The sequence below is a fragment of the Beijerinckiaceae bacterium genome (genome assembly GCA_004564215.1).
Taxonomy (GTDB): domain Bacteria; phylum Pseudomonadota; class Alphaproteobacteria; order Rhizobiales; family Beijerinckiaceae; genus Methylocapsa.
In genome coordinates this window covers 1,066,139-1,087,398 of sequence record CP024846.1, presented here as the reverse complement: position 1 = coordinate 1,087,398, position 21,260 = coordinate 1,066,139, and the positions used below count along the sequence as shown (strand labels likewise).

18 protein-coding genes are annotated in these 21,260 nt (G+C 60.6%); 15 read left to right on the top strand and 3 right to left on the bottom strand.

Going from position 1 to position 21,260, the window contains the following annotated elements; all coding sequences use genetic code 11:
• Positions 1-22 precede the first annotated feature (22 nt).
• The 7 genes from CU048_05090 (at position 23) to CU048_05060 (ending at position 11,003) form a co-directional block, all read left to right on the top strand.
• Complete coding sequence (locus tag CU048_05090) at positions 23-3,265, top strand: isoleucine--tRNA ligase (protein ID QBR70756.1); 3,243 nt, start codon at positions 23-25, stop codon at positions 3,263-3,265.
• Positions 3,262-3,762 carry a signal peptidase II gene (locus tag CU048_05085; GenBank protein QBR70755.1) on the top strand — a complete coding sequence of 167 codons (501 nt, stop codon included), beginning with the start codon at positions 3,262-3,264 and terminating at the stop codon, positions 3,760-3,762. The genes CU048_05090 and CU048_05085 overlap by 4 nt, the downstream gene beginning before the upstream one ends.
• Positions 3,763-3,892: 130 nt before the next feature.
• Complete coding sequence (locus CU048_05080; GenBank protein QBR70754.1) at positions 3,893-4,567, top strand: hypothetical protein; 675 nt, start codon at positions 3,893-3,895, stop codon at positions 4,565-4,567.
• Positions 4,568-4,773: 206 nt separating this feature from the next.
• The gene (locus tag CU048_05075; protein ID QBR72673.1) at positions 4,774-6,144 is read left to right on the top strand and encodes a peptidase M16; all 1,371 of its coding nucleotides are present in this window, start codon (positions 4,774-4,776) and stop codon (positions 6,142-6,144) included.
• 60 nt (positions 6,145-6,204) lie between these two features.
• Positions 6,205-7,485, top strand: coding sequence for a peptidase M16 (locus CU048_05070; protein QBR72672.1), 1,281 nt, complete (start codon positions 6,205-6,207; stop codon positions 7,483-7,485).
• 304 nt (positions 7,486-7,789) lie between these two features.
• Positions 7,790-9,607 (top strand): DNA mismatch repair endonuclease MutL, encoded by a 1,818-nt coding sequence (locus CU048_05065; GenBank protein QBR70753.1) that lies wholly within the window; start codon positions 7,790-7,792, stop codon positions 9,605-9,607.
• A gap of 124 nt (positions 9,608-9,731) precedes the next feature.
• A complete protein-coding gene (locus tag CU048_05060; GenBank protein QBR70752.1) occupies positions 9,732-11,003 on the top strand; it encodes a phosphoribosylamine--glycine ligase in 1,272 nt (423 codons plus the stop codon).
• Positions 11,004-11,026: 23 nt separating this feature from the next.
• On the opposite strand, the gene rsmD is transcribed toward CU048_05060, so the two are convergent.
• Positions 11,027-11,584 carry a 16S rRNA (guanine(966)-N(2))-methyltransferase RsmD gene (gene rsmD / locus CU048_05055; protein ID QBR70751.1) on the bottom strand — a complete coding sequence of 186 codons (558 nt, stop codon included), beginning with the start codon at positions 11,582-11,584 and terminating at the stop codon, positions 11,027-11,029.
• 4 nt (positions 11,585-11,588) lie between these two features.
• The gene (locus tag CU048_05050; GenBank protein ID QBR70750.1) at positions 11,589-13,301 is read right to left on the bottom strand and encodes a hypothetical protein; all 1,713 of its coding nucleotides are present in this window, start codon (positions 13,299-13,301) and stop codon (positions 11,589-11,591) included.
• 146 nt (positions 13,302-13,447) lie between these two features.
• Between CU048_05050 and CU048_05045 the strand changes: the two genes are divergently transcribed.
• The 3 genes from CU048_05045 (at position 13,448) to CU048_05035 (ending at position 15,951) form a co-directional block, all read left to right on the top strand.
• Entirely contained in the window at positions 13,448-13,876 is a 429-nt protein-coding gene (locus CU048_05045) for a tRNA-specific adenosine deaminase (GenBank protein QBR72671.1), read from the top strand.
• Between the two features lie 132 nt (positions 13,877-14,008).
• Positions 14,009-14,965, top strand: coding sequence for a 4-hydroxy-3-methylbut-2-enyl diphosphate reductase (locus CU048_05040; GenBank protein QBR70749.1), 957 nt, complete (start codon positions 14,009-14,011; stop codon positions 14,963-14,965).
• Positions 14,966-15,018: 53 nt separating this feature from the next.
• Positions 15,019-15,951: a tRNA (adenosine(37)-N6)-dimethylallyltransferase MiaA gene (locus CU048_05035; GenBank protein QBR72670.1), complete on the top strand. Its 933-nt coding sequence runs from the start codon at positions 15,019-15,021 to the stop codon at positions 15,949-15,951.
• On the opposite strand, the gene CU048_05030 is transcribed toward CU048_05035, so the two are convergent.
• On the bottom strand, positions 15,932-16,756 hold the full coding sequence (locus CU048_05030) for a hypothetical protein (GenBank protein ID QBR70748.1): 825 nt from the start codon (positions 16,754-16,756) through the stop codon (positions 15,932-15,934). The two genes, CU048_05035 and CU048_05030, sit on opposite strands and share 20 nt — an antisense overlap.
• A 371-nt stretch (positions 16,757-17,127) precedes the next feature.
• On the opposite strand from CU048_05030, the gene CU048_05025 reads away from it, so the two are divergent.
• From CU048_05025 to CU048_05005, 5 genes are all read left to right on the top strand, one after another.
• Complete coding sequence (locus CU048_05025) at positions 17,128-18,882, top strand: acetolactate synthase 3 large subunit (protein QBR72669.1); 1,755 nt, start codon at positions 17,128-17,130, stop codon at positions 18,880-18,882.
• A gap of 4 nt (positions 18,883-18,886) precedes the next feature.
• Entirely contained in the window at positions 18,887-19,438 is a 552-nt protein-coding gene (locus CU048_05020) for an acetolactate synthase small subunit (GenBank protein QBR70747.1), read from the top strand.
• 117 nt (positions 19,439-19,555) lie between these two features.
• On the top strand, positions 19,556-20,575 hold the full coding sequence (locus CU048_05015) for a ketol-acid reductoisomerase (protein QBR70746.1): 1,020 nt from the start codon (positions 19,556-19,558) through the stop codon (positions 20,573-20,575).
• A 70-nt stretch (positions 20,576-20,645) separates the two neighbouring features.
• Positions 20,646-20,927 (top strand): hypothetical protein, encoded by a 282-nt coding sequence (locus CU048_05010; protein ID QBR70745.1) that lies wholly within the window; start codon positions 20,646-20,648, stop codon positions 20,925-20,927.
• Positions 20,924-21,184 (top strand): hypothetical protein, encoded by a 261-nt coding sequence (locus tag CU048_05005; protein QBR70744.1) that lies wholly within the window; start codon positions 20,924-20,926, stop codon positions 21,182-21,184. Before CU048_05010 ends, CU048_05005 begins: the two co-directional genes overlap by 4 nt.
• Positions 21,185-21,260: the final 76 nt, after the last annotated feature.

The following is a 21,260-nucleotide window of genomic DNA, read 5'->3' as shown; positions in this document are numbered from 1 at the left end:
CGCTCGCGTAGGCCTGAATGAAATGAACGAACAGACGAAGGTGGCCACGGACACTCCCGTCAATAACGCGGAGAACGCGCCGGATTATTCAAAGAGCCTCTATCTTCCGCAAACCGATTTCCCGATGCGCGCCGGTTTGCCGAAGCGGGAGCCGGAGCTGCTCGCCCGTTGGCGGGAGATCGATCTTTATGGACGCCTGCGCGAGGCTGGGCGGGGCAGGCCGAAATTCGTCCTCCACGATGGGCCGCCCTATGCCAATGGCAATATCCATATCGGCCATGCGCTGAATAAGATCCTCAAGGATCTGGTGACCCGTTCCCAGCAGATGCTCGGCAAGGATTCGAATTATGTGCCGGGGTGGGATTGCCACGGCTTGCCGATCGAATGGAAGATCGAGGAGAATTATCGCGCGAAAGGTCGCAATAAGGACGCCGTCCCGATCAACGAGTTCCGCCGCGAATGCCGGGTGTTCGCCGATCATTGGGTCGAGGTGCAAAAAGAGGAATTCAAGCGGCTCGGCGTGACCGGGGATTGGGACCATCCCTATTTGACGATGACCTATCCCGCCGAAGCTCAGATCGCCCGCGAGATCATGAAATTTGCGGCGAACGGCACCCTATATCGCGGCTCGAAACCGGTGATGTGGAGCGTGGTCGAGAAGACGGCGCTGGCGGAAGCCGAGGTCGAATATGAGGATCATGTCAGCGATGCGGTATGGGTCGCCTTTCCATGCCGAATGGTAGGGAGAGGTCGTACCGTTGATTGGCACAAAGTCGAGTGGAACAATTTTGGTAAGCTCTCTCCAGTTGGTGATCAGTTAGTTCCAACTTCGGTAGTCATTTGGACTACTACCCCGTGGACGATCCCTGCCAATCGTGCAATCTGTTTTTCATCGAAAATCGTGTACGGACTCTATCGCGTAACGCAGGCATCTGCGGACAACTGGGCGAAAGTTGGCGCGACTTATATCCTCGCTGCGAAGCTAGCGCCCGAGGTATTCAAGGCCGCTCGCGTTGAGGGATACGAGCAGCTTGGCACCATCGATCCGACGATATTGTCCGCTGGCGAATGCGCGCACCCGTTAGCCAACGATAAGCTTGGGATAGAATTCGCCGGCTACGACTTCAAGGTTCCCCTTCTTGACGGCGACCATGTCACCGACGAGACCGGGACGGGCTTTGTCCATACCGCGCCGGGCCATGGTCGCGACGACTTCGACATCTGGATGGCGAATGGCCGCGTTCTTGCTGAATGCGGCATCGACACGCGCATCCCCTACACCGTCGATGCCGACGGCTTCTTCACCGAAGAAGCGCCGGGGTTCACCGGCCGCCGCGTCATCGACGATAAAGGCAACAAAGGCGACGCCAATGATGCGGTCATTAAGGCCCTCATCGAGGCCGGCAATCTCGTGGCGCGCGGAAAATTAAAACATCAATATCCGCATTCCTGGCGCTCCAAGAAGCCGCTGATTTTTCGGAACACGCCGCAATGGTTCATTGCACTCGATAAGGTGATCGAGACCCCTCATCTTGAGGAGGCGCAACCAATGTCGGCTTTAGCCGACATTGGTTCATCAGAGGCCAAGTCGGGCAGGCCCGACTTGGCTGGCGCCGTCTCGAAGGGCGAGGGGTCAAGTGCCGGTTCTTCATCCTTCGAGACGCGTGCTGCGCACGCTCCTCAGGATGAGGGGGCACTTCGAAATGCACTCACTTTGCGCGAGATCGCGCTGCGCGAGATCGCCATTACGAAATGGTATCCCGCCGCCGGCGAAAACCGCATCACCGGCATGATCGCCAATCGCCCGGATTGGGTCGTCTCACGCCAGCGCGCCTGGGGCGTGCCGATCGCGATCTTCGTCAACAAGGATACGAAGAAAATCCTTCTCGACGACAAGGTTAATCGACGCATCGCGGATGCTTTCGAACAGGAGGGCGCCGACGCTTGGTTCGCGGAAGGCGCGGCCGCGCGTTTTCTCGAGCCGGAACACGATCCGGAAAAATACGAAAAAATCGACGATGTTCTCGATGTCTGGTTCGATTCGGGCTCGACCCATGCCTTTACCCTTGATGATCGGAAGCATTTCCCAGGCCTTGCCGGCATAGATCGCATACGCGATGGCGGCCAGGACGAAATCATGTATCTCGAAGGCTCGGACCAGCATCGCGGCTGGTTCCATTCCTCGCTGCTGGAATCCTGCGGCACGCGTGGCCGCGCCCCTTACGACGCGGTTCTGACGCATGGTTTCGTTCTCGATGAGAAGGGCCAGAAAATGTCGAAATCGCTTGGCAATGTCGTTGCGCCGCAAAGCGTGATCAAGGATGCCGGCGCCGATATTCTGCGCCTCTGGGTGGCGGCCTCGGATTATTCCGACGATATGCGCATCGGGCCGGAAATCCTGAAGACATTCGTCGAGACCTACCGGAAACTCCGCAATACGATCCGCTGGATGCTGGGCTCGCTTGCCCATTACGATGCCGCCGATCCAACAGGCTGGCAGGCGATGGGCGAGATCGAAAAACTCATGCTGCATCGTCTTGCCGAATTGGATGGCGAGATCCGAGATGCCTACCTCCGCTTCGACTATAAGCGTGTCGTCGCGCGACTCTCGGCCTTCCTCAACAGCGATCTTTCGGCCTTCTATTTCGACATCCGCAAGGACACGCTGTATTGCGATCCGCCCTCGAGCGAGAAGCGCCGTGCCGCGCTCGTCGCCATCGAGCAAATTTTTCGCTGCGTCACATGTTGGCTCGCGCCTATTCTTGTTTTCACCTCGGAAGAAGCCTGGTTATCTCGCTACCCCGAAGCCGTCTCGGTGCATCTCGAAGGATTTCCGGACGTGCCGGCTTCCTGGCGTGACGATGCGCTTGCGGAAAAATGGGAGCGGATTCGCCGTGTCCGCTCGGTTGTCACCGGCGCCCTGGAGATCGAGCGGGCCCAGAAGCGGATCGGTTCTTCGCTCGAAGCCGCGCCAACCGTGTATATTGTCGATGCCGGCCTGCGCGACATTCTCGCCTCCGTGGATTTCGCTGAAATCTGCATCACCTCGAATATCGGCATCGAGGCCGGCGAGGGACCGGCCGACGCCTTCCGGCTGGACGACATCCAAGGTGTCGCGGTCGTAAGCGCGCGCGCCGAAGGAAGAAAATGCGCCAGGTCCTGGAAAATTTCTCCGCTGGTCGGAGCCGATCCTGAATTTCCCGGCGTCACGCCGCGCGACGCGCAGGCCTTGCGGGAACTACAGGCGCTGGGACGGTGGCCATGAGTGCTCGCCTCCTTGGCTTTTTAGCGGCGGGCGCCACGCTTGCAGCTGATCAAGCCAACAAGCTTTGGCTTATCTTTATATTTGGCATCGAGGCGCACCAGCCTATCCGGTTGACGTCTTTTTTTGACGTGATTTATGCCAAAAACCCCGGCATTTCCTATTCACTGTTGCGCGCCCAAACCGCAATGGAGCGGTTTGGTCTGCTCTTGATTGCCCTGACGGCCACCGCCTTCCTCAGTTTCTGGCTTTGGCGGTCAGCAACCAAGACCACGGCCTTGGGGCTTGGCTTCATCGTTGGTGGCGCGCTCGGCAATGCCTATGACCGGCTGGCCTACGGGTTCGTCGCCGATTTCTATCATTTTCATATCGGTACCTTTTCTTGGTACGTCTTCAATCTCGCCGATGTCGCGATTGTCGCCGGTGTCGTCCTGCTGATTTATGATTCGCTCTTTCCGCAAAGAAAATCCGGCGAGGTCGGCGGGGCGGCCCCGCAATGATGAGGTTTTGCCGCTGATCTGCCTCTAAAAAGCCCCGAACGCCGACCAAAAAGACCGGGCGTGAAATCCACCGAGGATTCAACGCAAGCCGGATGCGCGACGCGTCCCAGGGCTGAAGAGGATAGACGTGATGATCTTCGACATGGTTTTGTGGCGCAGACTCGGCTTGGCGACCGCGGCGGCGGCGCTCCTCTCCTTGAGTGGGCCCACGGTGTCCCCGGCCCACGCGGAAGAAGACACCAACCCTTTCAATTCGGTGCTCGGCTTCGTGGGCATGCAGTTCGACAAGGAACAGGACCTGATCGATTATCGCGCCAGGGCGCCGATTGTGGTTCCGCCCCGCATCGATCTGCCCCCGCCGAAGGAAACCGTTCGCGATCCGTCCTGGCCCGTCGACCCGCACGTGGTCGAAGAGCGTCGCCGGGCCATGGATTCGCGCAGGCCCGCGCCCCAGATCAATCCGAATTCGCGGGTCGAGATGTCCCAGACCGAATTGCAGCAGCAGGGCCGCGCGGCGTTACCTTCGAACCCCGGCGGCGGCAATGATTGTCAGGCCGGCGCCGGCACTCCGATCTGCCTCTATGCCCCCTGGAAAGCGCTTCAAGCGGCCGTCACTGGCGCCCAGCCGGACGTTATTCAGCCAGGACCGGAGCCGTCGCGGAAATTTCTGACCGAGCCCCCGCCAGGCTACAGAAAAGCGACCGGTGTCGCCAAAGCAACTGTCGAAGCCCCCAAGGACCGGCCCGATTCCGCCGATCCGCAAGCCTTTATCCGGTCGCAGCGTCACAAATCTTCGATCGATTAGCGGGGCGGGTAAAACCGGCGTTTGCCTGACCTGGACCGGGCTGGCGGGAGTCCTCGCCGTGGTTGCTGCCGCCAGATTAAATCTGTGCTGTTTTTCAAATTTCTATCCTATATTCGGTCCGGGACCCTGCACAGCGGACGGCAGCGGTCAGGCGCCTCCGCTCGTTAGCTTGAGGCGATGAAACGTCTGGAAAGCGGATGGATCGAATGTCTTTTGGCGAAGCGGTGGTGGTACAAAACCCGGTTTCTCTCACCCCCACGGCGCAAGCGCCGACCCAGCCTGGCGGCCCGGCGATTACGCGTGCCAAGCTCGCAAACGGTCTCGATATCGTCGTCATTCCGGATCACCGCGCGCCGGTTGCGACGCATATGATCTGGTATCGCAATGGGTCCGCCGACGATCCGCTGGGCAAATCGGGAATCGCGCATTTCCTCGAACATCTGATGTTCAAGGGCACGAAGAACCATCCGCAGGGCAAATTCTCCGAGCTCGTCGCCGATATCGGCGGGCAGGAAAACGCCTTTACCTCGAACGATTATACCGCCTATTTCCAGCGCGTTGCCAAGGAACACCTCGACATCTGCATGGAATATGAGGCCGACCGGATGAAGAACCTCGTCCTGACCGACGAGGTTGTGGCGCCCGAGCGCGATGTTGTTCTTGAAGAGCGGCGGATGCGGACCGATTCCGACCCTTCGGACCAGCTTAACGAGGCCGTCCAAGCGGCGCTTTTCACCCAGCATCCCTACGGCAAGCCGATCATCGGTTGGGGTCATGAAATCGAGAGCCTCGACCGCATCGACGCCCTTACCTATTACGACCGATTTTACACTCCGGAAAACGCGATCCTTGTCGTGGCCGGCGATGTCGAGGCAAAGGACGTCATTGCGCTCGCCGAAAAATATTACGGCTCGGTCCCGGCGCGCGGCGAACCGCCGAAGCGCCTGCGTCCGCGCGAACCGGAGCCGCGGGCCCATCGTCTCGTGACGCTTGCCGATGAGAAGGTGGAGCAGCCCTCGCATCAAACCATTTTTCTGGTCCCGTCCTATAAGACCGCCGCATCCGGCGAGGCGGAGGCGCTCGAAGTTCTCGCGCACCTTCTCGGCGGCGGCCAGACGAGCCTTCTGTTCAAGACCTTGGTCATGGAAGACAAAATCGCGGTGGCGGCGGGCGCCCATTACCAGGGGACCGCGGTCGACGATACCCGGTTCTATGTCTACGCAATGCCCGCGCCGGGGGTTACGCTTGAACGCCTCGATGCGGCGATCGACGCGGTGATCGCACGCGTCACCGCGCAAGGCGTCAATGAAGCCGATTTCCATCGCGCCAAAACCCGCCTCATTGCCGATGCGATCTATGCGCAGGACAATCAGGCGGCGCTTGCGCGCTGGTATGGCGCCTCGCTCGCGACCGGCCTCGCCATCGAGGATGTTGCGCAATGGCCGGATCGAATCGAGGCTGTGACCGCCGCGGACGTGAAAAAGGCGGCCCGCTGGCTCGACAAGAGACGCAGCGTGACCGGCTTCCTACTGCCCGCCGAACCGCAAACGACGGAGAGCGTCGGGCTAAGCGCATAGATCGCGTGCTGAACGCAGGCTTTCCTCCGAGTTAAGTGGAATAAACTCTTGAACAATGACATGACCCAGCTCGCCCGTACTGAAACGCCTTCCCGTGCATCGGCTGTGCAGAAGGTTATCTCGAAGGGCGGCCTCGAAGCCTGGCTTGTCGAGGATTACGCGGTTCCTCTCGTCGCCCTCGAATTTGCCTTCAAGGGCGGAGCCTCCCAGGATCCGATCGGAAAGCCTGGCGCCGCGACCTTGCTCGCGGGCCTTCTCGACGAGGGGGCGGGGCCCTATGATGCGGAAGCATTTCATCGCGCCCTCGACGAGGATGCGATCGAAATATCCTTTTCAGCCGATCGCGATCTTTTGACGGGCCGCATGCAGACCCTGTCGAAGAATAGCGCGCGCGCCTTCGAGCTTTTGCGGCTGGCGGTGACCGAAGCGCGTCTCGACACCGAGCCTTTCGAACGGGTCATGAGCCAGATCGCCGCCGGTCTGAGACGCGAGGTGAATGAGCCCGACTTCGTCGCCAGCCGAAGCTTCCGCGCCATCGCTTACCCAAATCATCCCTATGGGCTGCCGGTGCGCGGCGATCTTGCGACTTTACCGACGCTGACTCGCGGCCATTTGATCGATATGCGCAGCGCCATGTTCGCCAGGGGCAACCTCAAGATCGCCGCCGTCGGCGCGATCGATGCGGCGACGCTCGCGCGCCATCTCGATGATGTCTTCGGGCCGCTCCAGGAAAAGGCCGACCTCAATCCCGTCGCGCCAGCCGGTTTTTCCGGAGCCGGCACGCGGCATGTCACGCCGATCGACGTGCCGCAATCGACCATCCGCTTTGGCCGCGAGGGTCTTGCCCGCAAGGACCCGGATTTCATCGCCGCCACGGTCATCAACCATATTCTGGGCGGGGGAATTTTCTCGGCCCGGCTGTTTCGCGAAGTGCGCGAGAAACGCGGACTTGCCTATTCGGTCTATTCGCAACTCGTCACCTATGATCACGCCGCCATGCTGACCGGTGGCACATCGACCAAGAATGAGCGCGCCGCCGAATCGATGTCCGTGATTGAAAGCGAGATTGCGAGCCTCGCGGAGCTCGGCCCGACCGCGGAAGAACTCGACAAGGCGAAAAAATATCTCATTGGCTCCTATGCGCTTCGCTTTGATACCTCGACCAAGATCGCAAACCAGCTCTTGCATCTCCAGACCGATGACTATGGCGTCGACTATTTGGATGAGCGCAACAGGCTGATCGCCGCGGTGACGATGGAAGACGCCAAACGTGCCGCAAAGCGCCTTTTCGGAGACGGGAAGCTGCTCGTCACGGTGGCGGGAAAGCCGGAAGGGATGTGATAAGTCCGTTCGTTCGGGAGGCCGACCGCTTAGCCGCCAAGCTCAAGCGCGAATAATCGAGTCGTGCTTTTGCACGGGCCCCGGCCGCTGATGCGCGCCGCCTTTGACCCAAAAGAGAAGTTTCGGCGTAGGAAACTTTGGAAAAGTTTCCTACGCCGAAACTTGCGCGCGCCGGCGCTCTCGTCAAGGAGTAGATTGAGCGGCCGGGCGCCAACCTCTGGTGAGAAGCAGCTGGTATCCGCATCCGTCGAAACGCCACTTTGGGCGTTCTGCGGGACGAGCGTTTATTAAGGAATATCATTCCATGCCGATCCGCCGTCTCGATCCCGTTCTTGTCGATCGCATCGCCGCGGGCGAGGTGATCGAGCGGCCGTCCGCCGTGGTGAAGGAATTGGTCGAGAATGCACTCGATGCGGGCGCAGGGCGGATCGATGTTGCCATTGAATCCGGCGGCCGCGCCCTGATCCGCGTCGTCGACGATGGATCTGGCATGAACCCCGAAGATCTCGACCTCGCGGTTGAGCGCCATGCGACCTCGAAACTGCCGACGGGCGATCTTTCCCAGATCGCGACGCTCGGCTTTCGTGGAGAGGCTCTGCCGTCGATCGGCTCGGTCGCCACGCTCGATATTTTTTCAAGAACGGAGGGTGCGCCGCATGGGTCGCATATCACGGTCGATCAAGGTCTGAAGAAACCCGTGGCGCCTTGTGGCGCGCCGCCGGGAACCCGTGTCGAAGTGCGCGATCTTTTCGCTGCGACCCCAGCTCGGCTTAAATTCCTTAAAAGCGATCGCGCCGAGGCGAGGGCCTGCGCCGACGCTTTGCATCGCCTGGCGATGGCGCACAAGGAGGTGCGCTTCACCTTTGCCAGCACGGAGACCGCCGGTTTCGATTTTCTCGCTTGCGGCGAGGACGACAGCCTGCTTGCAAGGCTCGCCGATGTCGTCGGTCAGGAATTTCGCGCCAATGCGCTTCCGATCGAGGCCATGCGGGAAAATATCTCGCTCGCCGGCTATGCCGGCCTGCCAACCTGGCACAGGGCCAATGCACAGGCGCAATATCTCTTCGTCAACGGACGGCCGGTCCGCGACAAGCTGCTGTCCGGAGCGGTGCGCGCGGCCTACATGGATTATGTGCCGCAAGGGCGGCATCCGGTGCTCGTCCTCTTCGTCCATTGCGATCCGCGCGAGGTCGATGTCAACGTGCATCCGGCAAAGGCGGAAGTGCGGTTCCGCGATTCCGGCCTCGTGCGCGGCCTTCTGATCGGCGCCTTGAAGCAGTCGCTGCAAGCCGCGCTGCATCGCGCAACTCCCTCTCATGGCGCGGCTGCACTCGATCTTATCGCCGGGCGCCGTAACCTGGAGAGTGCATTTCCCCGGACTCCTTCACCCGCCGCCGATTGGGATTGGCGAAAATCTCCGGCCTATCCGGGTGTCTCTGAGCCGGCGGCGCAAGTCTTTGCGGATCTTGCGCTCCTCAGTGAGACAAGCACGGCCGATACACGCCCTCATGCGCAGGAGATTGCGCAAGAAGATATCGATTCTCCACTCGGCGCGGCACGGGCGCAAATCCACGAGACTTATATTGTTTCCCAGACCCGCGACGGGATCGTGATTGTCGATCAACATGCAGCGCATGAGCGCCTTGTGTATGAACGTCTGAAAGCCGCGCGTGCGGGTCGGGACGTTCCGCGCCAGACCCTGCTCATTCCCGCGGTCGTTGAGATGGAACAGGGCGATGTCGGACGGATCGAGGATGCTGCCCCGCTGCTCAAGGAATTCGGCCTTGTCGTCGAGCCTTTTGGGCCGGGCGCGGTCGTGGTTCATGAAATGCCCGCGGCATTGAAATGCGGCGATGCGGAGCGCCTCGTTCGCGATCTCGCCGCCACGCTTTGCGAGGACGAGCGCGCCTTGGCGCCCTTGGAAAAGCGCCTCGATCATGTGCTTGCGACTCTCGCCTGCCACCATTCGGTGCGCGCGGGACGCCATCTTGGCGCGGCGGAAATGAATGCGCTATTGCGTGAAATGGAACGCACGCCCGGCTCCGGCCAATGCAACCACGGGCGCCCGACCTATATCGAATTGAAGCTTGCTGATGTTGAAAGACTGTTCGGGCGCAAATAAGTATCCTTGCGCGCTGCGCTTGTTTCAGGGCAAGAGACCAACTTCGTTCCCAAGACTCTATGCGCGCGCCGCGACCTTAGCCTTCCGACATTTCCATCGCCGCGCGGGAGTATTTAGGCCCACCATGAATGTCCTGATCCTCGGTTCCGGCGGGCGCGAACATGCGATCGCCATCGCGCTTGCGAAAAGTCCGTTGCTGGAAAAGCTCTTTGTCGCGCCCGGCAATCCGGGCATGGCGTCGATTGCGCATGTGGTCGTGCTCGACATCAACGATCATGCCGCGGTCATTACATTTTGCAAGGTCAACCGAATCGATCTCGTGGTCGTGGGTCCGGAGGGGCCGCTGGTCGCAGGGATCGTCGACGCTCTCGCCGCCAATGGGATCAAGGCTTTCGGTCCAACCAAGGCGGCCGCGCGGCTGGAAGGATCGAAAGCATTCACCAAGGATTTTTGCCGCCGCCACAACATACCGACTGCCGGCTACGCCGCTTTTCAGGATGCCGCCGCGGCCAAGGATTACGTGCGCAAGCAAGGCGCGCCGATTGTCATCAAGGCCGATGGACTGGCCGCGGGCAAGGGCGTGATCGTGGCGGCGCGTGTTGATGAGGCAATCGCAGCCATTGACACGGTGTTGTCCGGGGCCTTCGGCCGAGCTGGACAAAGGCTGATCATCGAGGAGTTTCTCGAAGGGGAAGAAGTCTCTTTCTTCGTGCTTTGCGATGGCCGACGGGCGCTGAAATTTGCCTCTGCGCAGGATCATAAGCGGGTCGGCGAAGGAGAGCAGGGACCCAACACGGGCGGAATGGGGGCCTATTCGCCGGCACCGATCATGGACGCCGGGATGAGCGAAATTGTCATGCAAAAGATCATTGAGCCGACGCTCGCGGGAATGGCGGCGGAAGGCACGCCTTTCAAAGGCGTCCTCTTTGCCGGCCTCATGATTTGTAAGGAAGGGCCCAAGCTGATCGAATTCAACGTGCGGTTTGGCGATCCGGAAACCCAAGCCATACTGCCCCGTCTGGAAGAGGATCTTCTCCCCTTTCTCATCGCCTGCGTCGAGGGACGCCTGCCGGAACGGGCGGTGCGGCTTTCTCCTCTGACCGCGCTCAGTGTCGTGCTCGCCGCCAAGGGTTATCCCGAGGCGCCGATCAAGGGGAGTGAAATCCGTAACCTCGCGCGGGCCGAGGCCATGCCCTTCGTTTCGATCACTCATGCCGGGACGAAGCGCGTCGGCGACAAGCTGATCGCCGATGGTGGCCGCGTCCTCAACGTGACAGCACTCGGCGTCGATGTGGCGGAGGCACGGACGCGAGCCTATGCGGCCATCGACGCGATCGAATGGGCGGGCGGCTTCTGCCGTCGTGACATCGGCTGGCGGGCTTTGCAGCGTGCCTGAAACTTTGTCCAAGCTGCGCGTGATTACGCGGTGATGCGGGCGAACAAGACCTGCGTATCGCCATAACAGCGTTGCTCGATCTGCGCGAAACCCTCTGGAATAGCGACTTCGGCCTGCGCTGCTTCTTCGATGACCACAAGGGCATCCGTGCTAAGCCAAGCGCCGCCGCGCAACGCGGCGAGCGTCGGCGCGACCAGCCCCTGATTATACGGCGGATCGAGAAAGGCGAGATCGAATCTCTCCGTCTCCGGCGCGCGGCCAAGTTTGCGCGCGTCGCGCTTGAGGATGCGCGTCGCGCCGGCGAGACCGAGCGATGTGACATTTACGCGGATGAGTGCGCAGGCCTCGGTTCCCTGGTCCACGAGCAGCGCAAATGCCGCGCCCCGCGAGAGGGCTTCGATCCCCATGGCGCCCGTACCGGCAAAAAGATCGATGACGCGGGCATCGGTCACCGGGTTCCCGTAGGAATGCGCAAGAATATTGAAAACCGTTTCACGCAAGCGGTCGGAGGTCGGCCGGATCGCCCCCGAAGCCGGGCTCTTCAGCGCGTGTCCTTTCAGACTGCCGCCGACAACGCGCATGGCATCACGACTTACCGCGAGGGCGCTGGGGTCCATCACCCCGACGGTCTGGTTTTCTGCCGCCCGGGCGTCCCTGTCCGGCTTTGCCTTTTGGCTGTGGCCCGCGCGAAGCTTCGCCGGGTTTTCGCTCGTACTGGCGCGCGGGACGGCCTTCGCCTGATGCTCTTGCTGGCTTATCTTCGGAGGTCCGCCAGGATTTTGTGGCCCCCTGCGGTCGGTCGCCAGACTTTGCAAAGCGCGACCGCTGCGGCCTTTCCGAACCGTCTCGTTCCGTCCGCGAATTGGACACCGATCCATAGGCGAGCTTTGATTTGGGCGCCGACCCATAAGCAGGTTTTTTGCGCCCATCCTCAAGGCTGCGTCCGTGACGCCCAGGCGATGGTTTGCTTCTGGTTTGCTTTTTGTCGTCGACTGTGACGAGTCGTTCGACGTGAACGGTCCGGCCACTGCGATCGGCGGTCTCGTGTCGCTCGATCCGTTTGCGCTTCGCCAAACCTGCATCGCCATGTTCGGCGCGCAAGACCGAAATATGCTTTCGCTGACGCGGCGGGGGCTTAACCTTTAAGTCTGGCCGTTCTTCGGTTTGACGTTCGACTTCTCGCGGTTTGGGCGCGCGGTCACTTCTTCCACGCCGTGGAGTCTCCGGGCGTTCGCGTGCGGGACGCGCACCGCTCTCCGGCCGACGGCTGGTCAGAATTACCGGGGTTGGTTCGGCCTGCTCTTGCATCGGGCTCAAAAAATCGGCTCCGGCGGCCTTTGCGAGCGTAGGCCCGAGCTGATCCCGCAGCACCCGCGTTGGCACCTCGTCGACGGCGCCCTCGGCAATTTCGCCCAGCTGAAAAGGTCCGAAGGAAATCCGGATCAGGCGGTTGACCTCAAGCCCGACATGCTCGAGCACACGTTTGATCTCGCGGTTTTTGCCCTCACGCAACGCCATTGTAAGCCAGCAATTGGCGCCTTGCACACGATCGAGCGTAGCTTCAATGCCCGCGTAATTCACGCCTTCCAGCGTCACACCCTGGCGGAGCTGGTCGAGAACGCCTTGATCGGTCTCTCCCTTCGCCCTTACGCGATACCGCCGCACCCAGCCGGTCGAAGGCAGTTCAAGGACGCGGGCGAGGCCGCCATCATTGGTGAGCAGCAAGAGTCCTTCCGTATTGATGTCGAGCCGGCCTATGCTGACGACGCGGGGGCCTTGCGGCCAGTGCTCGCGCAAAAAATCGAAGATCGTCTGCCGGCCCTCGGGGTCGTGTTCAGTCGTCACGAGGCCGCGCGGCTTGTGGAACAAGAAGAGTCGGGTGCGGGCGCGTTGGGCGAGGGGCTCGCCATCGACGGTGATCTTGTCGTCCTTGCGAACATTTACCGCCGGGCTGGTGATGACCGTGCCATTCAAGCTGACGCGGCCTTCGCCAATCCAAGCTTCCGCATCGCGGCGCGAACAGAGGCCGGCCCGCGCCATGACCTTGGCGATTCGCGCGCTTGTGTCCTCCGGGCTCGATGGCGCCGCCTGGACCAGATCGGGCTTGGGCCGGCTCCAATCGCCCGCGGGAGGCTTTTTTCGCGATGGGGAACGTGGTTTAAGGCCTGCCGCGCCCTTAAAGTCTTTTTTTTCCGTAACGCTGCCGTGCGTCTCCTTGCTAAGGCGAGGCCGTCCGCCGGCCGCGGGACCGGAAGGCTTGCGGCGGGAATGAGGGTCTTTGTTAGGATGGTCGCGCATAGAGCCTGATAGCAGACTATGAACTCAAAAGGGAACCAAAGGCGTTTGATCTTATCGATCAAATGAGGACAAGATCGCGCCAAATCCCGTCTTCACAGGCGCTTCTCCAGGTCATTCCGGCCATGCGGCATTCAGAAATCGATCCGATGTCCTGCGCTTTCAGTGAAGCGCGCGCGGCCATGGAACGCGGCGAGGTCCCGGTGGGTGCCGTGATTGTGCGCAACGGCAAGATTCTTTCCTTTGCCGGCAACCAGACCCTTGGCGACAGGGATCCGACCTCCCATGCGGAAATCCTAGCGATCCGCCGGGCGTGCAGCGCTGAAAATTCCGAAAGGCTGACGGGCTGCGATCTTTATGTCACGCTTGAGCCTTGTGCCATGTGCGCGGCGGCAATTTCCTTTGCGCGACTGCGCCGTCTCTACTTTGCCGCGCCAGACCCGAAAGGCGGAGCCGTGGAGCATGGGGCGCGTTTTTTTTCACAGCCGACTTGTCACCACGCGCCGGAGATTTATGGCGGGATCCGCGCCTTGGAAGCGGCCGAAATGCTGACGTCCTTCTTCCTGTCTCGCCGTTAAAAGGGTTAAAAAACAATAGGTTTAGAAACAAGTCCGGGCATAAACCGCCCTGTGGTCAGGCTGCGGAGAGCGGCGTACTTGACAGCCGAAGGCGCGAACACCTAAACGAAAGGGCCCCTAGCCAAGCGTCGAATGACCATAAAGCCCAAGCTCCATGTCTACCTTTGTGCGCCGCGCGGTTTTTGCGCGGGCGTCGTGCGCGCCATCGACGCAGTCGAGGAGGCGCTGCGGATCCATGGCGCGCCCGTGTATGTCCGTCATGAAATCGTACACAACAAATATGTCGTGGAAGGGTTGAAGGCCAAAGGCGCGATCTTCGTCGAGGAACTGGACGAGGTTCCCGACACGACGAAGCCGGTGATCTTTTCCGCCCACGGCGTGCCCAAGTCGATCCCGGAACAGGCTGAAGCCCGTAAGATCTTCGCTATCGACGCGACGTGCCCGCTGGTCACGAAAGTTCATCGCGAGGCCGAGCTCCACCACAGGCAGGGCCGCCAAGTCCTTCTCGTCGGCCATGCGGGCCACCCCGAAGTTGTCGGCACCTTGGGGCAACTGCCAAGCAATTCAATTCTCCTGGTGCAGACCCCGGAGGATGTCGAAAACCTGCGGCCCGTAAACGAGAATAATCTGGCTTACGTCACCCAGACCACCTTGTCTGTCGACGATACCCGCTCGATGGTTGCTGCCCTGACGCGCCGGTTTCCCAATATCGTCGGCCCGCATCGGGAGGATATTTGCTACGCGACGACCAATCGGCAGGAAGCGGTGAAGCATGTTGCCCCGATCGTCGATGCCTTGCTCGTGGTCGGCTCGTCCAATTCTTCGAATTCGCAAAGGCTGAAGGAAGTGGCCGAACGGTCGGGATGCAAGCTTGCCCGTCTTGTCTTGCGCGCCGAAGATGTCGAATGGGATCTGTTCAGCAATATTTCCACGCTCGGAATCACGGCCGGTGCCTCAGCGCCTGAAATTCTTGTCGAGGAAATCATGGACGCTTTCGCAAAGCGCTTTGAATTGCGCGTAGAGACCGTGTCGACCGCGGACGAAAGCGTATTCTTCCCCCTCCCGCGTGAGTTGCGGCAAGCGGTGTAGCCTACTAAAGCGGGCGGAGCAGGGTCGCCTTCCGAACTGCGACAACGCCATTGATACCAGTTTCAGCGATTCTCATTGCGGGACCAACGGCGAGCGGCAAGTCCGCGCTGGCGCTGCGTCTCGCGTGCGCCCTGGACGGCGTGGTCATCAATGCCGATTCGATGCAGGTCTATCGCGATCTTCGCATATTGACGGCGCGTCCGGATCTCCAAGACGAGGCCAAGGCACCGCATCGGCTGTTTGGCCATGTCGATGGCGCGATCAATCATTCGGTCGGCCTTTGGCTGAAGGATGTGGCGCTTGCGCTCGATGCGACGAGACGCTCCGGGCGTCTGCCGATTTTGGTCGGAGGCACCGGCCTTTACTTCAAGGCTCTGACCCAGGGTCTGTCGGAAATCCCGCCAGTTCCCGATGAGGTGCGCGACAGAATGCGGGCGCGTGCGCAAAATGTTCCAGTCGCGGTCCTCCACGCCGACCTCGCGCGCCGAGATCCAATGATGGCGGCGCGATTGCGGCCGACCGATCCGCAGCGAATTTTGCGGGCGCTGGAGGTTTTTGAGGCCACAGGGAAAAGTCTTTCTCTTTTTCAGGCCAAGCGGTCCGCGCCGCTGCTCGACCCGGCGCAAGCCGTCGCGGTTTTCTTGGCGACCGAGCGCGACGCGCTCAAAGCGCGGATCGACAAGCGTTTCGACGCCATGCTGACGGACGGTGCTCTGCAGGAGGTCGATGCGCTCCGCGAGCGGGGCCTCGATCCTTCCTTGCCCGTCATGCGCGCGCATGGCGTGCCGCATTTGATCGCCCATTTGAAAGGGGAAATTTCCTTGGCCGAGGCCGCGAGCCGCGCCAAGCTTGATACCTGCCGCTACGCCAAGCGGCAATTGACCTTCGCGCGCCACCAGCTCCCTTCGTTTCAATGGGCCACGCCGAAAGACGCGGAGGCGCTGATTTTAAGCGCGCATTCTAAAGCTAGTGCCCCCAAAACATGATCTGGCCGATCGTCAGCAGAATTTCGGCGACGATCAGGATCACCACCGTTGCTTCGAGCCGCGTCGCGCGATCGGCGTCGATCATGTCGGTGAGCGTTCGTGCGGTCTCGACGATGACGTCGAGCTTGCGTTTCAGCGTCTCGGCACGCTCCTTCAATTCATATTCGTCTTCGAGCCGGGCGTAGAGCCGTTCGAGATCGGGCCGGTCCCACAATACATCGGGCTTTTCTTCGACAGCGACGCGGCCTGACACTCGATGTTGAACAAGCAGCGTTTGGCCGATGAGTTTCAACATCGAGCGGCGCTTCCAAGGGGGCCGGCCATTGCGGGCGAGATCGGCGGCGAAAGGCTCGATGATGTCGAACACCGCATTGACCTCGCGTTCGTCGCGGCCGAGCGAAACGCTCTTGGCGAGGGCGTCGGCGACAACCAGCAGGCGCTGGGCGGACAGATCTTTCATCGCGATGGCGCCGCCAGGCGGGATCTTGTCGTCGTGATCGGGCGAAATCTCGAGAATGGCGGATTCGTCGTCAATGTGCTCGTGCGGTCCGGAAACACGCAATTTCACCTGCTTGAGCACGCCATCTTCTTCCAGCGGCGACAAGCCGATCATGACCGCGACGCCAAATCGGTACAACGAGACGAATCCATGCGCGCCGGAATGAAAGGCCAAAGGCGTCGCCGAAATCATGTCGGACCGTTCGAGCCCGGCGGCATCGATCCGGTCGCCGAGGAGCAGCGCGCGCGCGGTGACACGGCGCTGGCCGCCCAAAATGGGGGGAGTTGGCTGTGTATCATTGGTCATGGTTTATGAGTACAGGGCGCGAAGGAGGTTTGGAAGCTTATTGCGGCCGGCAGGCCCGGCAGCGCCGCTTGCGCACCAAACAGGCGCGGACGCCCCGAGCCCACTAGTCAAGCTTACGGCAAACCATGCGTTGGTTTGAACAAACCTTATTGACCGTGTCGCGCGCATCAGCTAAGAGATAAGCTGTTAATCGGCTGGGGATTTCCTGTGAATATCCTTGTTATCGTAACGCGCGCGCCCGAGACGGGGCGGAGATAGGCTCCGCATTACCCGGAACTGGCGCGTATCCAAGGCCCTCAGGGGCCTTTTTTATTGTCCAAATCCTAGAAACCGAGAACAAATTCGTTGCAGTGCATGCGTTGGAGCAAGAAATGAGCAATCTGATGACCGGCGCGGAAATGGTCGTCTGGGCGTTGCGGGACCAGGGTGTCGAAACCATTTTCGGCTATCCGGGCGGAGCTGTTCTGCCGATTTACGATGCGCTCTTCCACCAAAAGCACATCAAGCACGTGCTGGTGCGCCACGAACAAGGGGCGGCCCATGCCGCCGAAGGCTTCGCGCGGTCGACCGGCAAGGTCGGCGTGCTTCTGGTCACCTCCGGCCCAGGCGCCACCAACGCCATTACAGGCCTCACCGATGCCTTGATGGATTCAATCCCATTGGTCTGCATCACCGGCCAAGTGCCCACCCATCTCATCGGCTCGGACGCCTTCCAGGAGTGCGACACGGTTGGGATCACGCGCCATTGCACCAAGCATAATTACCTGGTCCGCCAGATCGAGGATTTGCCGCGCGTTTTGCACGAGGCTTTTTATGTTGCCCAGAACGGCCGTCCGGGACCGGTCGTCATCGATATCCCGAAGGACGTGCAATTTGCATTAGGCAGCTATATCGGGCCGATCAACATCGAACACAAAACCTACCGGCCGAAGCTCGACGGCGATTCCGACCGGGTGAAGGAGGCGGCTGCGATGATGGCCGCGGCCAAGCGCCCGATCTTTTATACCGGGGGCGGGGTGATCAATTCCGGCGTGGAGGCCTCGCGGCTGCTCCGCGAATTGGTCGGCCTCACCGGCTTTCCCATCACTTCGACCCTGATGGGGCTCGGCGCCTATCCGGCATCGGGCAAGAACTGGCTCGGAATGCTCGGCATGCACGGCACCTACGAGGCCAACAACGCGATGCATGATTGCGATCTGATGATCGCGGTCGGCGCGCGGTTTGACGATCGCATCACTGGCCGGCTCGACGCCTTCTCCCCCGGCTCCAAGAAGATCCACATCGACATAGACCCCTCTTCCATCAACAAGAATGTGAAGATCGATCTCGGCATTGTCGGCGATTGCACGCATGTGCTGCGCCAATTGATCGAGGCTTGGCAGGGCCGTTCAGCCGATGCCACGGCGCTCGCCAAATGGTGGATGCAAATCGATAAATGGCGGGCGCGCAATTCGCTGGCGTTCGTCGCCACGAAAGAGGTGATCAAGCCGCAATACGCGGTTCAGCGTCTTTACGAACTGACCAAAGAGCGCGACACCTACATCACAACCGAAGTCGGTCAGCATCAAATGTGGGCGGCGCAGCACTATCATTTCGAGGCGCCCAACCGCTTGATGACGTCCGGCGGTCTTGGCACCATGGGGTACGGTCTCCCGGCGGCCATCGGCGCGCAGATGGCGCATCCCGATTCGCTCGTCATCGATATCGCAGGCGAAGCGTCGATCCTCATGAACATCCAGGAGCTTTCGACGGCCGCGCAATATCGCTTGCCGGTCAAGATTTTTATCCTCAACAACGAATATATGGGGATGGTGCGTCAATGGCAGGAGCTGCTGCATGACGGACGCTATTCGGAGAGCTATTCCGAGGCGCTGCCTGATTTCGTCAAGCTCGCCGACGCCTATGGAGCGCATGGCATTCGCTGCTCTGACCCGGCCGATCTCGACGCCGCCATCATGGAAATGATCGAAACGCCGAACACGGTTATCTTCGATTGCGTGGTCGACAAAACCGAAAACTGCCTGCCGATGATTCCCTCCGGCAAGGCACATAATGAAATGATTCTCCCGGGCCAGGACGCGGACCTCGAAACTGCGATCGACGCCGCCGGTAAGATGTTGGTGTAATGTCATGAACGCATCCGCCGCTCCGCTCTCTCCCTATTCGTCCGCTCTCGGCAAATCCAACATCGAGGTGCATACGCTCTCGGTTCTGGTCGATAACGAGCCGGGCGTTCTTGCCCGCGTGGTCGGTCTGTTTTCGGGACGCGGCTACAACATTGAAAGCTTGACGGTGGCGGAGGTGGCGCATGCCGAGCATCTTTCGCGGATCACGATTGTCACGTCCGGGACACCTGAGGCGATCGAGCAGATCGGCCATCAGTTGGAGCGGCTCGTGCCGATCCATAAGGTCACGGATCTGACTTTGCGCGGCAACGCTGTGGAACGCGAGCTTGCGATGATCAAGGTCGTCGGCCGCGGCGCCAATCGCGACGAGGCTTTGCGGCTTGCGGACGCCTTCCGCGCGCGGGTGATCGACGCCTCGATCGAGAGCTTTGTCTTTGAACTTACGGGCGCTGTCGGCAAGATCGATCAATTCATCGAATTGATGAGGCCCATCGGGCTCGTCGAAGTCTCGCGCACCGGCGTGGCGGCCATTTCGCGCGGTCCAAACCCCATTTAGCGGGGTTAGGCCGGCTTTTGGAAAATTTTGACCCCAGCGCTGCCGCGGCCTAAAACCCCATCCAGCCCATTTTGAACAGGCGGCCCGGCCGCTCTTTGCACGAGGAAACACCCAGACATGCGCGTCTATTATGATTCTGATGCCGACATCAATCTCATCAAGGGCAAGAAAATCGCCATCATCGGCTACGGAAGCCAGGGCCACGCGCATGCGTTGAACCTCAAGGATTCGGGTGTGAAAGACATCTGCGTCGCCTTGCGGGAAGATTCGACGACAGCCAAGAAGGCGGAAGCCGCGGGGCTTGAGGTCAAGAGTGTCGCCGATGCCGCCAAATGGGCTGATGTGGTGATGCTGCTGACCCCGGATGAATTGCAGCGCGACATCTATCACGACCATCTCAAGCACAATCTGAAGCAGGGCGCGGCCTTGATGTTCGCGCATGGCCTCAACATCCATTTCAATCTGATCGAACCGCGCGGCGATCTCGACATTTTAATGGTCGCGCCGAAGGGCCCAGGCCATACCGTGCGTTCGGAATATAAGCGCGGCGGCGGCGTGCCCTGTCTCATCGCGGTCGCGCGCAATCCCTCCGGCAATGCGCATGATCTCGCGCTCTCCTATGCCTCGGCGATCGGTGGTGGGCGCGCCGGCATGATCGAAACGACGTTTAGGGAAGAATGCGAGACCGATCTTTTCGGCGAGCAAGTGGTGCTCTGCGGCGGTCTCGTCGAACTCATCCGCAACGGGTTCGAAACTTTGGTCGAAGCGGGCTACGCGCCGGAAATGGCCTATTTCGAATGTCTGCACGAGGTGAAGCTGATCGTCGACCTCATTTACGAGGGCGGCATCGCCAATATGAATTATTCGGTCTCGAACACCGCCGAATATGGCGAATATGTCTCCGGGCCGCGGATCGTGACGCCCGAAACCAAAGCCGAAATGAAGCGCGTCTTGAACGACATCCAGTCGGGCCGTTTCACCCGCGATTGGATGCTCGAAAACGAAGTCAACCAAACTTCCTTCAAGGCCATGCGGGCGAAGGCGGGCGCCCATCCGATCGAGGAAGTTGGGTCAAGGCTCCGCGCCATGATGCCCTGGATCGGCGCCAACAAGCTCGTCGACAAGGACAAGAATTAAGGCGGGCGAAGGCCAGAACTATTGCCGAAATGGACATGATCATGTATATGATGATGTCCATGATTTGGAGATGGAAATGAGCCTTGCGACGCAGCGATTGGTTGTCCCGATCACGGCAAAGGACAAGGCGCGCGTCGAGCGCAAGGCCGCCCTGGCGGGCAAGATTTCGACGGCCGAATTCGTCCGGCGGGCGGCGCTGAATTACGAGCCCGCCGATGACGCGGTGGAGGCGGAGCTGCGCAGCCTTGTCGCGGGTTTCGAAGCGCTTCATGCGATTACCCTTGCGCAGCTCGATCGCACCGACGCAGCCCTAGATGCGGCGCTCGCTCATTTCAAGCGGGACCGCGTGTGAGCGGGATCGGCGACGCGCTAAAGGCGATCAAGACGGCGATCCTGCTCGAGGAACGGATCACAAGTCAGAGCAAGAAGTTGGAACAACTGGCCGTGAGCGTCGTCGAAATGGACAAACGGCTGGCGGCGCTCGAAGGCCGTATGGAGGGTTTCCTCGCCGCGGCTTCGGCTTTCGGCAGTGGAGCGAGGCGTCCGGCAAAGCTGATCGAGGCGGCCCCCAAGGATCGGCGGAACACGCCCCCGGCGCAAGAAAGTTGAAACGCGTTTCTTGAGCATGTGTAGCGCACAAGCCCGTCGATAGGGAAAAGGGCGCCTCATCCTGAGGAGGGCGCGA

Excerpts from the sequence above, each read along its gene's own strand:
- CU048_05090 (QBR70756.1), top strand. The coding sequence starts at position 23 with ATGAACGAACAGACGAAGGTGGCCACGGACACTCCCGTCAATAACGCG.
- CU048_05085 (QBR70755.1), top strand. The coding sequence starts at position 3,262 with ATGAGTGCTCGCCTCCTTGGCTTTTTAGCGGCGGGCGCCACGCTTGCA.
- CU048_05080 (QBR70754.1), top strand. The coding sequence starts at position 3,893 with ATGATCTTCGACATGGTTTTGTGGCGCAGACTCGGCTTGGCGACCGCG.
- CU048_05075 (QBR72673.1), top strand. The coding sequence starts at position 4,774 with ATGTCTTTTGGCGAAGCGGTGGTGGTACAAAACCCGGTTTCTCTCACC.
- CU048_05070 (QBR72672.1), top strand. The coding sequence starts at position 6,205 with ATGACCCAGCTCGCCCGTACTGAAACGCCTTCCCGTGCATCGGCTGTG.
- CU048_05065 (QBR70753.1), top strand. The coding sequence starts at position 7,790 with ATGCCGATCCGCCGTCTCGATCCCGTTCTTGTCGATCGCATCGCCGCG.
- CU048_05060 (QBR70752.1), top strand. The coding sequence starts at position 9,732 with ATGAATGTCCTGATCCTCGGTTCCGGCGGGCGCGAACATGCGATCGCC.
- rsmD (QBR70751.1), bottom strand. The coding sequence starts at position 11,584 with ATGCGCGTTGTCGGCGGCAGTCTGAAAGGACACGCGCTGAAGAGCCCG.
- CU048_05050 (QBR70750.1), bottom strand. The coding sequence starts at position 13,301 with ATGCGCGACCATCCTAACAAAGACCCTCATTCCCGCCGCAAGCCTTCC.
- CU048_05045 (QBR72671.1), top strand. The coding sequence starts at position 13,448 with ATGTCCTGCGCTTTCAGTGAAGCGCGCGCGGCCATGGAACGCGGCGAG.
- CU048_05040 (QBR70749.1), top strand. The coding sequence starts at position 14,009 with ATGACCATAAAGCCCAAGCTCCATGTCTACCTTTGTGCGCCGCGCGGT.
- CU048_05030 (QBR70748.1), bottom strand. The coding sequence starts at position 16,756 with ATGACCAATGATACACAGCCAACTCCCCCCATTTTGGGCGGCCAGCGC.
- CU048_05025 (QBR72669.1), top strand. The coding sequence starts at position 17,128 with ATGAGCAATCTGATGACCGGCGCGGAAATGGTCGTCTGGGCGTTGCGG.
- CU048_05020 (QBR70747.1), top strand. The coding sequence starts at position 18,887 with ATGAACGCATCCGCCGCTCCGCTCTCTCCCTATTCGTCCGCTCTCGGC.
- CU048_05015 (QBR70746.1), top strand. The coding sequence starts at position 19,556 with ATGCGCGTCTATTATGATTCTGATGCCGACATCAATCTCATCAAGGGC.
- CU048_05010 (QBR70745.1), top strand. The coding sequence starts at position 20,646 with ATGGAAATGAGCCTTGCGACGCAGCGATTGGTTGTCCCGATCACGGCA.